This window comes from Pseudomonas sp. NFACC10-1, from assembly GCF_900119195.1.
GTDB classification, from domain to species: Bacteria; Pseudomonadota; Gammaproteobacteria; order Pseudomonadales; family Pseudomonadaceae; genus Aquipseudomonas; species Aquipseudomonas cerasi.
In genome coordinates this window covers 152,002-164,071 of the sequence record NZ_FPJB01000002.1, presented here as the reverse complement: position 1 = coordinate 164,071, position 12,070 = coordinate 152,002, and the positions used below count along the sequence as shown (strand labels likewise).

The following is a 12,070-nucleotide window of genomic DNA, read 5'->3' as shown; positions in this document are numbered from 1 at the left end:
TACTGCAAGGAAAACCATGAAAGTTCTACTGCTGGTCCAGAAAGAGCAGCGTGCGATTCTGGACCGTCTCTATGACGGCATCGCCGCACACTGTGAATGCGAAGTGCGCTGGCTGAGCTCTGCGGAGCAACGCAACCTGCGTGGCTATTTCCGCCGTGAGGTGGACGTCAGCCGCTATGACCGGATCGTGTTTTTCCTGCGTTTCAAGCAGGAAGTGCGTCAGGTCGGCTTCATCCGCACGATTCCCAATCTGGTCATCCTCGAACACGATGCCTACCAGAACTACATTCCGTGCAAATACACCGGCAAGTTCAGCGCGCACTACCGCAAGCTGCCCTGGGCGCGGGTGATCTGTTCGGGGTTCATGGTCAGCGAGCGTCTGCGTCAGGAAGGCTTCGATGCGGTGTTCGTGCCCAAGGGCTATGACCAGAGCCTGCTGCAGTTGCAGGCACGCGAGCGTGACATCGAACTGGCCTTCGTGGGCAGCACCAACAGCGTGGCCTACAGCGGCCGCAAGGCGTTGCTGGACGAGTTGGGCCAGGTCGAGAATCTGCTCGTCACGCGGACCAAGTCCGGCGAAGAGTATTGCGACACCCTGAACCGCATCCGTTTTTTCGTCAGTGCCGACGTGGGCATGGGCGAGTACATGATCAAGAATTTCGAGGCGATGGCGTGCGGCTGCGTGCTGCTTGCCTTCGATCAGGGCGCTGAAGAAAACCGCGCGCTGGGCTTTGTTGACATGCACAACATCGTGCTCTATCGCGACATTCCCGAACTTCGCGAAAAGCTGGCGAAATTGCGCGATAACGTCACACTGGCCAGTGAAATATCCCGTAATGGGCAGACTTTGGTCGAGGAACGCTTTACATTCCATGCCCTTGGAAAAGCCATCGTGGACGCCATGCGTGCGCCACTGCGCAGCATGCCGGCGGCGAATTGGGTCGACCGCCTGCGGTCACGATTGGGATGGTAGGGAATTATGAATATTCAATGATTGGGAACGAATGATGGTATTCAGCGAAAACAGCGACATTACGCTGGTTGTCACCAGTTGTGGTCGATTCGACCTGTTGAAGCGCACTCTGGAAACGTTCGACCATTTCAACACTGCGCCCATACGCCATGTGCTGATTACCGAAGATTCCGGCGATGCCCGGGTCCAGGCGTGCATTCCCGAGCACTGGCACCCGCATACGCGCTTCATCATCAACAACCCCAAGCTGGGGCAGATGCGCTCTGTCGATGCGGCCTATTCGCTGATCGAAACGTCCTGGGTGTTCCATTGCGAAGACGACTGGGATTTCTACCGTCCGCACTTCATCGAAGAGTCGATGACGCTGCTGGAACACGACCCTCAGGCCTTGCAGGTCTGGTTGCGCAGCTACAATCATGATCTGCGTATCCACAGCCCTTACGTTTACCTGAACGAGCGTGAAGTGGTCGAGGGTATCCCGTTTTACAAACTGGGCTCGCACAAGCCGGAATGGCAGGGTTTTTCCTTCAATCCGGGGCTGCGCCGGCTGGCTGATTACCTGCAGCATGCGCCTTATGCCGAACACGGTGGCGAGAAGAAACTTTCACAATTATTCGCCGCGCAAAACCGTTACGCTCTGATTCTGGAAAATGATGCCGTGTTGCACACCGGGTTTGGTGAGCACGTGGAGGTGCCGCAGGAGCGGCTTGACAAACAGCGTCGCAAACGTCGGGATCGCATCAAGCTGATCGTCGCAGTGCTCGCTGGCCTAGTAGCAGGTTGGTTGCTTAATAATGTCAGTTGACCCGATAAGAGTACCCGGCAACAAAGTACAGCAGTACTTTACGGCTGCCATCGTCATCTTCCTGCTGAGTTTCATCCTCAACCCCTCAGCCAAGATCACCAACAATCTGTTTTATGCATTCACGGCGCTGCCGGGCTTGTTCTTCCTGATCAAGTACCGCGGCGCTGGCGTGTTTGCCAAGCCCCTGGGCATCGCCTGGGCGGTGTTCATGGCCTGTTTTCTGGTCCCCGCGCTACAGGCGCAGGAGTTCCAGTATTACAAGCACATCGTTTACGTCAGCCTGTTTGTCTTCATCGTGGCCGGGATCACCGACAACGGTTTCTTCAGGCGCGGTGTATTCGTGCGCAGCATGTTCTGGGCGCTGTGCCTGTACATCCTGCTCAGCAGCATTCACAGCTGGGTGACCGGGCAGTTCGAGTTCGGCCAGCGTGTGGCGATTCTGCCGGGGCGAATGCAGAACGTGATCTACTCCAGTGCCTGGCTGGTCTGCAGCCTGGCGTTGGCCATGCCGCTGTGGGCAAGAGAGCGGCGCTGGGTCGAGGCCGTCTGCGCCGTTCTTGTCACGCTGGTGATAACCGCCTTTGTCGTGCAGACGCGCACTGCGCTGGTGGGTTGCGCGGTTCTGTTCGCCGTCTGCACCGCCTATGCGCTGTACCGTTTTCCACTGCGCACGATAGTCGCCTTGTTGGCGCTGGGCGTCGTGGCGGCGGCAGCCTTCTGGTTCGTCAAGGATGAACAGTGGGTCGCCCTGCTGATGGTCAGAGGGGATTCCTACCGCATCGAGCTGTTTGAAATCATGACCGGTGAATGGCGTCGCTGCGGCTGGGTGCTCGGCTGTGGTGTCGATTTCTACACGACCCAGACCCTGACGGGCGGCATACCGATCCAGCACCCGCACAATATTTTCGTGTCGCTGGGGCTGTATACCGGTGCCGCTTCGCTGGTGATGTTTCTGGTCGTGATGGCGATGACACTGTGGGACGCGGTGCGCAACGGCGATGCCTGGGGTCTCTACCTGGTGTGTGCGCTGGTCATGCTTAACTTCGACGGCGGCCAGCTGGTCGGCAACCCAGACGAGCTCTGGGTGCTGGTGCTGCTACCGGCGACCATGGTGCTCGGGCGAGTGGTGCAGACGCATCGGCTCAGGCAGCAGCAGTAGCATCAAAAAATGGCCGCTTCGAAAGCGGCCATTTTTCATGGGGCAGGTTTATTGAACAGCCTGGGCCAGTTCAGAGGTGTCGCACAGGGTCTGCGCGCTCATGTAGCCATCGAGGAAAGCCGGGTTGCCGTTGTCCAGCAGCCATTGGCGGTCTTCCTGATAACGCAGCATGTGTTTGAAGTTGCGCAAGCGAAGGCTTTTGCGCAAGGCGCGGCGATAGGTTTTCATGTCGGCGATGTCAATCAGGCCGAGGCTGCCTTCCGGCGTGAGGATCACGTTGCCAAGATGGGCCGAGCGAAAGTAGATGCCCTTTTCATGCAGCCCGGCAATGAAGCTTCCCAGTTGCCTGCGCAGCTTGTCGTCGGCCACCGCACTGCCCAGCAGCTGACGCAGGGTGAAGCCAGCCAGCGGATCATAATGCACGGCATCGCGCTCGATCTCGGCGATGCGGCTGACCGAGCGTATGCGCGGGCAGGGAATGCCGCGTTTGATCAGCGTTTCACAGTTGTCTGCGAAGCGCTGCGCGTAGGGGTACCAGGCTGCGGAGCTGACAATGCGTTTGCGCCGAAACAACTTCAACATGGAGCCGTCACGCAGACGGAGTACTTTGTCGCCCGTGCCGTCGGCTTCAAGCACTTCGGCACCTTGAACCAGTTCAAGGTAATGGGCGTGGTCAAACGCTTGCATCGATACTCCGGTTTTTACGCCCCAGGGGTTACTGGTCGCCATACAGAAGCCAGACGTGCAGGCTTCAGGCAGCGATCAGAACCCCCGGGGAATGGACGAGCCGCCTATGTTACCGCAGCAGGCAGCCGCGAAAACTGCTGTGATACAATTCGGCCTCTTTTTAACACGACGGATTCTCATGACAACCTCCGAATCGTCCACAACCTCCAGCGTGAAAATCTATTTCCGCCTGTTGTCTTATGTGCGTCCGTATGTGGGCATTTTCCTGCTCAGCATCATTGGTTTCGTGATCTTCGCCTCGACCCAGCCGATGCTCGCCGGCATCCTGAAATATTTCGTCGACGGCCTGACCAATCCCGAAGCGGTGCTGTTTCCCAATGTCCCTTATCTGCGCGAGTTGCAGCTGTTGCAGGCCGTGCCGCTGCTGATCGTGCTGATCGCCGCATGGCAGGGGCTGGGCTCGTTTCTGGGCAACTATTTCCTGGCCAAGGTTTCCCTCGGGCTGGTGCATGATTTGCGCGTAGAGCTGTTCAACAAGCTGCTGGTGCTGCCCAATCGCTACTTCGACACGACCAATTCCGGCCATCTGATCTCGCGCATCACCTTCAACGTCACGATGGTGACCGGCGCTGCCACCGATGCCATCAAGGTGGTGATTCGCGAAGGCCTGACCGTGGTGTTCCTGTTCATCTATCTGCTGATGATGAACTGGAAGCTGACGCTGGTGATGCTCGCAATTCTGCCGTTGATTGCCGTCATGGTCGGCACCGCGAGCAAGAAATTCCGCAAGCAGAGCAAGAAGATCCAGGTGGCGATGGGCGATGTCACGCATGTTGCCTCGGAAACCATTCAGGGCTATCGCGTAGTCCGCAGCTTCGGTGGCGAGTCCTACGAGCAGGCGCGCTTTGCCCAGGCCAGCAACAGCAACACCAAAAAGCAACTGCGCATGACCAAGACCGGCGCCATCTACACGCCGATGCTGCAACTGGTGATCTACAGCGCCATGGCGGTGCTGATGTTCCTGGTGCTGTTCCTGCGTGGCGACGCGACTGCGGGTGATCTGGTTGCCTATATCACCGCTGCGGGCCTGCTGCCCAAGCCGATTCGTCAGCTGTCGGAAGTCAGTTCGACGATCCAGAAAGGTGTCGCTGGTGCCGAGAGCATTTTCGAACAGCTGGATGTGGAAGAGGAAGTCGATACCGGCACCATCGAGCGTGATCGCGTGACCGGCCACCTCGAGGTGAAGAACCTCAGCTTCTTCTACCCGCAGACTGCGCGTCAGGTGTTGAACGACATCAGTTTCTCCGCTGCGCCGGGGCAGATGATTGCCCTGGTAGGGCGTTCCGGCAGCGGCAAGTCAACCCTGGCCAACCTGATCCCGCGTTTCTACGGGCATGACATGGGCAACATCCTGCTCGATGGCGTTGAAATCAACGATTATCGCTTGCGTAACCTGCGCAGGCACATTGCTCAGGTCAATCAGAACGTCACGCTGTTCAACGACACGATTGCCAACAACATTGCCTACGGCGATCTGGCTGGCGCGCCGCGTGCCGACATCGAAGCGGCTGCCGCTGATGCGTATGCCAAGGAATTCATCGACCAGTTGCCGCAGGGTTTCGATACCCAGGTGGGCGAAAACGGGGTGCTGCTGTCCGGCGGTCAACGCCAGCGTCTGGCCATTGCCCGCGCGCTGCTCAAGAACGCTCCTTTGCTGATTCTCGACGAAGCCACCTCGGCGCTGGACACCGAGTCCGAGCGGCACATTCAGGCGGCGCTGGATCACGTCATGAAGGGCCGTACCACGCTGGTCATCGCCCACCGCCTTTCGACCATCGAGAAGGCCGACCTGATTCTGGTCATGGATGCCGGGCAGATCGTCGAGCGCGGTACGCACTCTGAGCTGCTGGCGCAGAACGGCTATTACGCCCGCCTGCATGCCATGGGGCTGGACGAGCCTTCGCCTGTCGGCGCTGTCTGACCTGACGTTCACCGGGCGGACCCAGGCGGTCCGCCTGCCTTTTGGGTGGCGTGATTCAACAGCCTGTCGGTTGCAAACCCCTGTGCTAAGATTCCGCCCCTGTCCATTTTTCAAGTACGGGTTGTTCCATGAAGCTATCCATGCCGCGCTTTGATCAGGCCCCTGTCCTGGTGGTTGGCGATGTCATGCTCGACAGATACTGGCATGGTGGTACCTCGCGTATTTCCCCCGAAGCGCCAGTGCCGGTGGTCAAGGTCGATCAGATCGAGGACCGTCCGGGCGGTGCTGCCAACGTGGCCTTGAATATCGCTGCGCTGGGCGCCCCCGCTTCGCTGGTCGGTGTGACGGGGGATGACGAGGCGGCTGAAAGTCTGACCAACAGCCTGAAGGCTGCTGGTGTGCTGGCGCGCTTTCAGCGCATCGCCGATCAGCCGACCATCGTCAAACTGCGTGTCATGAGTCGCCACCAGCAATTGTTGCGCATCGATTTCGAAGAACCGTTCAGGACCGACCCGCTGGCCCTGAGCGCAGAGGTTTACAGCTTGCTGGACGGCATCAAGGTGCTGGTCCTGTCCGACTACGGCAAGGGCGCACTGAAAAACCATCAGGCGCTGATTCAGGCCGCCCGCAAGCGCGGCATTCCGGTGCTGGCCGATCCCAAGGGCAAGGATTTCGCGATCTATCGCGGCGCGAGCCTGATCACGCCGAACCTCAGCGAATTCGAGGCCATCGTCGGTCATTGTGTCGATGAGGCACAACTGGTCACCAAGGGTGCGCAGTTGATGCAAGAGCTCGATCTCGGCGCGCTGCTGGTGACCCGTGGCGAACATGGCATGACCCTGTTGCGTCCTGATCAGCAGGCGCTGCACCTGCCGGCCCGTGCCCGCGAAGTGTTCGATGTGACCGGCGCTGGTGATACGGTGATCTCTACCCTGGCGGCAGCGATTGCTGCCGGCGAGGAGCTGCCACATGCGGTGGCGCTGGCCAATCTGGCGGCGGGCATCGTGGTCGGTAAGCTGGGCACGGCGGCCATCAGCGCCCCGGAGCTGCGCCGCGCGATTCAGCGCGAAGAGGGCTCCGAGCGCGGCGTGCTGGGGCTGGAGCAACTGCTGCTGGCGGTCGATGATGCGCGCGCGCACAAGGAAAAGATCGTCTTCACCAATGGCTGCTTCGACATTCTCCACGCAGGTCATGTGACCTACCTGGAGCAGGCGCGTGCCTTGGGTGATCGCCTGATCGTTGCGGTCAACGACGATGCGTCTGTCAGCCGCCTGAAAGGGCCGGGCCGACCGATCAACAGCGTTGACCGGCGCATGGCGGTGCTGGCAGGTCTGGGGGCCGTGGACTGGGTGATCAGCTTCCCGGAAGGAACCCCGGAAAACCTGCTGACCCACGTCAAGCCCGACGTGCTGGTCAAGGGCGGTGATTACGGTGTCGATCAGGTGGTCGGTGCCGATATCGTTCAGGCTTACGGCGGCGAGGTACGTGTGCTGGGGCTGGTGGAAAACAGCTCCACCACCGCGATTGTCGAGAAGATTCGCGCCCAGTAACCGCAACGTTGCCGTTTGAATGCCGGCGCGCTCAAGGTTTCAGTGCCTTGCAGCCGCTGGCCGACTTACTTGCTCAGGCTGCCACGCGCCATCTGCAGCAGCTCCCGGGCCTTGCCGGTCAGGCGTTTGAGCCCTGACTTCTTCGCCGGTGGGGCCATGCCCTGCTGACGCAGCCAGTCCTTCCAGCGAATCCGCTCTTCACGCACCACCCAGCCATCCTGCGCAGCGAAGCTCTCGGCCAGGTACAGCCCTCTCGTGCCGGCCGGACTCAGCTTGTCACGCTTGAGCGTGTACAGCTCGGGCAGAGGGGCGCCGTTCTCCAGCGGCATCAGGTACAGGTCAGGTTTGCTACGGTTGAGGCGGGCGACCAGTTGATCGTTTTCCAGAGCTTCGTCGACATGGAAAAGGCTGACCGGGCGCGCTTCCTTGGGGATTTCCAGGCGCATGTCGTAAATCAGCTGCAAGGACGCCGTGGGCAAATGCACATAGGCCCGTGGACGTTCCAGCAGGGTCAGGCTGCCGGTTCGCACCGGTCTCGCGGCGCCGGAGAGGGGGCTCAGGCGAAAGGGCATGGCCTCGCGATAATGCAACGCGGCGGCGTAGGGCGCAGGCAGCCAGGTCTCCTTGAACAGCCCGCTGAGCCAGCCCTGCGGTGTTTCGATCAGGCACTCTTCGGCCACTTCCTGAATCGCGGTGTGCAGCGGCAGCGTCAGCTCATGGGCCGGGACATAACCCGAGATCAGCTTGAGCACGACGTCGCCGCGATCCTGACGACGCTGGCGGACCAGCACCCAGTAGTCGCGGTTCTGCCAACTGACGGTCAGGCGAACGGAGACCCCCAGATTGGCCAGCTCGGTGGCGAAATGTTCGGTGTCCGGCACGTCGATCTTGCGCCGTCGCTGCAAGGTCTGCGCGAAGTTCATCGGCATGCCGACGCTCTGGTAGCTCAGGCTTTCTGCAGTGGCCTCGACAAACAGCGGCAGGGTCTTGAAGTTGCTGGGATTCTTCCGGATCAGTGTTCGCGGCATAACGGCTCCTTCTTGCGTTGGGGTCGGCCGCCTTAATCAGGCTTGACGGCAAATCACGGCAGCGGCAGTTGCAACGTTGTGTGCCAGGTGCAACGGGTTGATGGTGCCGACAATAGCACTGGCAACCGCCGGATGTTCAAACAGTAGCTGGAAACTGGCGTGGACCGGATCCATGCCGGGTGTCAGGCAGACATGACCACTGGCCAGTGCCTTCTTCACCAGAATGCCTTTGCCATGAGCCTGCGCGTAATCCAGAACCGGCTTTTCATCCTGTTCGTTGAGATTGTAAGTGACCATTGCGCAGTCACCCTCACGCAGCGCCAGCAGGCCGCCTTCGACGGTCTTGCCGGAAAAGCCGAAGCCGCGAATCTTGCCTTCGCGCTTGAGATCAGCGAGTGTCTGGTACACCTCGGCGTCGTTGAGAATCGCCAGATCGTTGCCGTCCGAATGCACCAGGACCAGATCGAGAAAGTCGGTTTCAAGACGTTTCAGGCTGCGCTCGACCGATGTGCGTGTATGGGTGGCGCTGAAGTCATGGCTCGACTGGCCGTTGACGAACTCCTCGCCAACCTTGCTGACGATCACCCAGTCCTGGCGCTGACCGCGCAGCAGCGGTCCCAGGCGCTCTTCGCTGGTGCCATAGGCAGGTGCCGTGTCGATCAGGTTGATGCCCATGTCGCGGGCCATGCGCAGCAGCATCTGCGCCTGCTGGTCATCGGGAATCTTGAAGCCGCTGGGGTATTTGACGCCCTGGTCGCGCCCCAGTTTGACGGTGCCCAGCCCCAGCGGCGATACGTTCAGGCCGGTACTGCCCAGCGGGCGATGCAGATCGTGCAGGGTTTTCAGGCTCATGGCAGCAGCTCATCCCAGACAGGTATGGCCATTGGAGGCCGTGGCACATCGCTCAGCGGAGCTTGCGGGGTCGGGTGGATACCGTCTCTGGACAGCTGCGACAGGACTCGGTCGGCGAAGTCCGGAGCCAGGGCCAGCTTGGTCGGCCAGCCGATCATCAGACGTTGTTGGCTGTCGAGGAAGGCGTTGTCCGGGCGCACCAGTCCTGATTGAGCAGGCTCGGCACGATCAACACGCAGGGTCGCCCACTGCGCCTGACTCAGATCGACCCACGGCAGCAGCGCCTCGAGCTCTTTGCGCGCAACGGCGATCTGCTCGTCCGGTTGGCGCGCCACACCATCGGCTTCGGCCAGGTCGCCGCCCAGATACCACACCCACTGGCCATCTGCTGCCGGATGCGTGGTCACGGTGATGCGTGGCTTTGGCCCGCCGCCCAGGCAGTGAGCGAACAGCGGCTTCAGGGTCGGCCCCTTGACCAGCACCATGTGCAACGGGCGGCGCTGCATCTGCGGTTGCGATACGCCAAGCGCGTTCAGCAGGTCGGCATTACCGCCGCCGGCACTGAGTACGATGCGCTGCGCATGGATATCGCGACCGTCGACGCGCAGACCGATCAGTTCATCGCCCTCGAAGAGCGGCTCGATGTGCTGACCGGCCAGCAGGCTGTCACCGGCCAGTTCGGCGAGACGCCCGATCAGACTGGGTACATCGACCACCAGCTCGGCAAGCCGATAGACCTTGCCTTTGAATTTGGGGTTTTGCAGGGCTGGCGGCAGTTGCTCGCCCTTGACCTGATCCACGCGACCGCGCACGGCCTTGCTGGCGAAGAAACTGGTGAGATTGCCGGCGATGGTGCCTGGCGACCACAGGTAATGGGCCTCGGACAGCAGGCGTACCCCGGAAAGATCCAGCTCGCCCTTGCCATCGAGGGCCTCACGCCAGCGACGCGGCATGTCGGCAATGGCTTCGGAGGCGCCGGACAGCGCGCCGTGCAGCGCGTACTTGGCGCCGCCGTGGATGATCCCCTGAGACTTGAGGCTTTGCCCGCCACCCAGGCTGGCGCTTTCTACCAGCACTGTCGAGAACCCTTGACGACGCAACCGGGCATTGAGCCAGAGACCGGCGACGCCAGCCCCGACAATCAGCACGTCAGTGGAAATAACCGATGGCATGAGCACCTCAGTGAGCGAAAAGTACGAGCATTATAAAGGATCGGGTTTTCAATGCCCGGCGGTTTTCGAGAACAGCTGAATGACCGCCACGCCTGCCACGATCATGCCCATGCCCAGCAGCGCGGGCAGGTCGAGTTTCTGGCCGTAGATGAAGAACGCGGCGATGCTGACCATGACGATGCCCATGCCCGACCAGATGGCGTAAGTGATGCCCACCGGGATCGTGCGCATTACCAGAATCAGCATCCAGAACGCGATCGCATAGCCGGTAATCAGCAGCAACAGGGGCAGCGGGGTGCTCAATCCCTTCACGGCTTTCATGGACGTGGTAGCGATGACTTCCGCGCAAACGGCGATAGCCAGTAGGTAATAAGCGTTCATGGTGCATTCCTTTTCGTCAGGCTGCGCATTCTAGCGGCTTGTGATGGCGGGCTGATAAACTCCGCGCCCATGAATAGAACTCTTTATACCGTACTGTTTCATCTCGGCCTGCCGCTGGTTGCCCTGCGTCTGTGGTTGCGTGCGCGCAAGGCTCCGGCGTATCGCCAGCGCATCGGCGAGCGCTTCGCTCGCGGCTTGCCGGTCATGCAGCGGGGCGGTATCTGGGTGCATGCGGTGTCGGTGGGTGAAAGCATCGCCGCAGCGCCCATGATTCGGTCGCTGCTGGTGCAATATCCGCAGTTGCCGATCACTGTGACTTGCATGACGCCCACAGGTTCGGAGCGAATCAAGGCGCTGTTCGCCAGTGAGCCGCGAATTCAGCATTGCTACCTGCCCTACGACCTGCCGTGGGCGGCTGCTGGTTTTCTCGATCAGGTACAGCCACGGCTGGGGATCATCATGGAAACCGAGCTGTGGCCCAACCACATCCATCAGTGTTCCCTGCGCGGGATTCCTGTGGTGCTTGCCAACGCCCGGCTGTCGGAGCGTTCGGCGCGGGGTTACGCACGCTTTGCCGGGCTGACGCGACCGATGCTGGCGGAAATGGCCTGGTTTGCGGTGCAGACTGAAGCTGAGGCGCAGCGCTTTCGTGATCTGGGCGCGCGTCCCGAGTGCGTGGCGGTGACCGGCTCGATCAAGTTCGACCTGAGCATCGACCCGCAGCTTCTGCAGCGTGCCGCCCACCAGCGCGAACAATGGCAGACCACGCAGCGGCCTGTCTGGATCGCGGCCAGCACACATGCGGGCGAGGATGAAAGCGTGCTGGCGGCTCATCGCACGTTACTGACCAGTCACCCCGATGCGCTGCTGATTCTGGTGCCGCGTCACCCCGAGCGTTTCGACAGTGTGCATGCGTTGTGTCAGCAGCAGGGCTTTGCGACGGTAAGGCGCTCATCCGCGCAGGCTGTCACGTCTGACGTCTCGGTGCTGATGGGCGATACCATGGGGGAATTGCTGTTTCTCTATGCACTGGCTGACATCGCTTTCGTTGGCGGCAGCCTGGTGCCCAATGGCGGACACAACCTGCTGGAGCCTGCGGCACTGGCCAAGCCGGTGCTCAGCGGCCCGCACCTGTTCAACTTCCTCGAGATCGCCGCCATGCTGCGCAAGGCCGGTGCGTTGCAAGAGGTCAACGATGCAGCAGCGCTGGCCATCGCCGTGCAGGGTCTTTTCGACCAGCCGCAGCAGGCGCGCAACATGGCCGATGCCGGGCTTGAGGTGATGAAGGCCAATCAGGGCGCACTGCAACGCCTGCTCGACGGGATCGGGCGGTTGATGGGCAGGCGCTGAGTCGGAGGACGCGGAGCGTCCAGAACTACATGCCGACGCAGAGCGTCGGCACGATAGTTGAGCTCGTCCAGACGCCTATCGTTCCTCACGCTCCAGCGTGGGAATGCATTTCGTGACGCTCTGCGTCACCTG

General features: G+C 60.9%; 11 protein-coding genes. 6 read left to right on the top strand and 5 right to left on the bottom strand.

Going from position 1 to position 12,070, the window contains the following annotated elements; all coding sequences use genetic code 11:
- Positions 1-16 precede the first annotated feature (16 nt).
- From BT119_RS05400 to BT119_RS05390, 3 genes are read left to right on the top strand one after another with little or no spacing between them, the layout of a single operon-like run.
- On the top strand, positions 17-973 hold the full coding sequence (locus BT119_RS05400; RefSeq protein WP_058416741.1) for a glycosyltransferase family protein: 957 nt from the start codon (positions 17-19) through the stop codon (positions 971-973).
- A gap of 31 nt (positions 974-1,004) precedes the next feature.
- Positions 1,005-1,778 (top strand): glycosyltransferase family 2 protein, encoded by a 774-nt coding sequence (locus tag BT119_RS05395; RefSeq protein WP_044309310.1) that lies wholly within the window; start codon positions 1,005-1,007, stop codon positions 1,776-1,778.
- On the top strand, positions 1,768-2,937 hold the full coding sequence (locus BT119_RS05390; RefSeq protein ID WP_058416742.1) for a hypothetical protein: 1,170 nt from the start codon (positions 1,768-1,770) through the stop codon (positions 2,935-2,937). The genes BT119_RS05395 and BT119_RS05390 overlap by 11 nt, the downstream gene beginning before the upstream one ends.
- A 48-nt stretch (positions 2,938-2,985) precedes the next feature.
- On the opposite strand, the gene BT119_RS05385 is transcribed toward BT119_RS05390, so the two are convergent.
- Positions 2,986-3,624 carry a BUD32 family EKC/KEOPS complex subunit gene (locus tag BT119_RS05385; protein WP_003366239.1) on the bottom strand — a complete coding sequence of 213 codons (639 nt, stop codon included), beginning with the start codon at positions 3,622-3,624 and terminating at the stop codon, positions 2,986-2,988.
- 178 nt (positions 3,625-3,802) lie between these two features.
- Here BT119_RS05385 and msbA point away from each other — a divergent pair, with 178 nt between their 5' ends.
- Positions 3,803-5,605, top strand: a complete 1,803-nt coding sequence (msbA, locus tag BT119_RS05380; RefSeq protein ID WP_003431965.1) for a lipid A export permease/ATP-binding protein MsbA — start codon at positions 3,803-3,805, stop codon at positions 5,603-5,605.
- Positions 5,606-5,733: 128 nt separating this feature from the next.
- On the top strand, positions 5,734-7,155 hold the full coding sequence (hldE, locus tag BT119_RS05375; RefSeq protein ID WP_044309307.1) for a bifunctional D-glycero-beta-D-manno-heptose-7-phosphate kinase/D-glycero-beta-D-manno-heptose 1-phosphate adenylyltransferase HldE: 1,422 nt from the start codon (positions 5,734-5,736) through the stop codon (positions 7,153-7,155).
- A 65-nt stretch (positions 7,156-7,220) separates the two neighbouring features.
- On the opposite strand, the gene BT119_RS05370 is transcribed toward hldE, so the two are convergent.
- The 4 genes from BT119_RS05370 to BT119_RS05355 are packed head-to-tail and all read right to left on the bottom strand — an operon-like array spanning position 7,221 to position 10,588.
- Positions 7,221-8,183: a hypothetical protein gene (locus BT119_RS05370; RefSeq protein ID WP_003366246.1), complete on the bottom strand. Its 963-nt coding sequence runs from the start codon at positions 8,181-8,183 to the stop codon at positions 7,221-7,223.
- Between the two features lie 36 nt (positions 8,184-8,219).
- Positions 8,220-9,035 (bottom strand): aldo/keto reductase, encoded by an 816-nt coding sequence (locus BT119_RS05365; protein WP_003431963.1) that lies wholly within the window; start codon positions 9,033-9,035, stop codon positions 8,220-8,222.
- Entirely contained in the window at positions 9,032-10,207 is a 1,176-nt protein-coding gene (locus BT119_RS05360; protein ID WP_003431962.1) for an NAD(P)/FAD-dependent oxidoreductase, read from the bottom strand. Before BT119_RS05360 ends, BT119_RS05365 begins: the two co-directional genes overlap by 4 nt.
- Positions 10,208-10,255: 48 nt before the next feature.
- Entirely contained in the window at positions 10,256-10,588 is a 333-nt protein-coding gene (locus BT119_RS05355) for an SMR family transporter (RefSeq protein WP_003431961.1), read from the bottom strand.
- A 69-nt stretch (positions 10,589-10,657) separates the two neighbouring features.
- On the opposite strand from BT119_RS05355, the gene waaA reads away from it, so the two are divergent.
- Complete coding sequence (waaA, locus tag BT119_RS05350) at positions 10,658-11,938, top strand: lipid IV(A) 3-deoxy-D-manno-octulosonic acid transferase (protein ID WP_072365025.1); 1,281 nt, start codon at positions 10,658-10,660, stop codon at positions 11,936-11,938.
- The last annotated feature ends 132 nt before the right edge of the window (positions 11,939-12,070 follow it).

Bases quoted from the DNA above. Each gene is read 5' to 3' on its own strand.
- BT119_RS05400 (WP_058416741.1), top strand. From the start codon at position 17: ATGAAAGTTCTACTGCTGGTCCAGAAAGAGCAGCGTGCGATTCTGGAC.
- BT119_RS05395 (WP_044309310.1), top strand. From the start codon at position 1,005: ATGATGGTATTCAGCGAAAACAGCGACATTACGCTGGTTGTCACCAGT.
- BT119_RS05390 (WP_058416742.1), top strand. From the start codon at position 1,768: ATGTCAGTTGACCCGATAAGAGTACCCGGCAACAAAGTACAGCAGTAC.
- BT119_RS05385 (WP_003366239.1), bottom strand. From the start codon at position 3,624: ATGCAAGCGTTTGACCACGCCCATTACCTTGAACTGGTTCAAGGTGCC.
- msbA (WP_003431965.1), top strand. From the start codon at position 3,803: ATGACAACCTCCGAATCGTCCACAACCTCCAGCGTGAAAATCTATTTC.
- hldE (WP_044309307.1), top strand. From the start codon at position 5,734: ATGAAGCTATCCATGCCGCGCTTTGATCAGGCCCCTGTCCTGGTGGTT.
- BT119_RS05370 (WP_003366246.1), bottom strand. From the start codon at position 8,183: ATGCCGCGAACACTGATCCGGAAGAATCCCAGCAACTTCAAGACCCTG.
- BT119_RS05365 (WP_003431963.1), bottom strand. From the start codon at position 9,035: ATGAGCCTGAAAACCCTGCACGATCTGCATCGCCCGCTGGGCAGTACC.
- BT119_RS05360 (WP_003431962.1), bottom strand. From the start codon at position 10,207: ATGCCATCGGTTATTTCCACTGACGTGCTGATTGTCGGGGCTGGCGTC.
- BT119_RS05355 (WP_003431961.1), bottom strand. From the start codon at position 10,588: ATGAACGCTTATTACCTACTGGCTATCGCCGTTTGCGCGGAAGTCATC.
- waaA (WP_072365025.1), top strand. From the start codon at position 10,658: ATGAATAGAACTCTTTATACCGTACTGTTTCATCTCGGCCTGCCGCTG.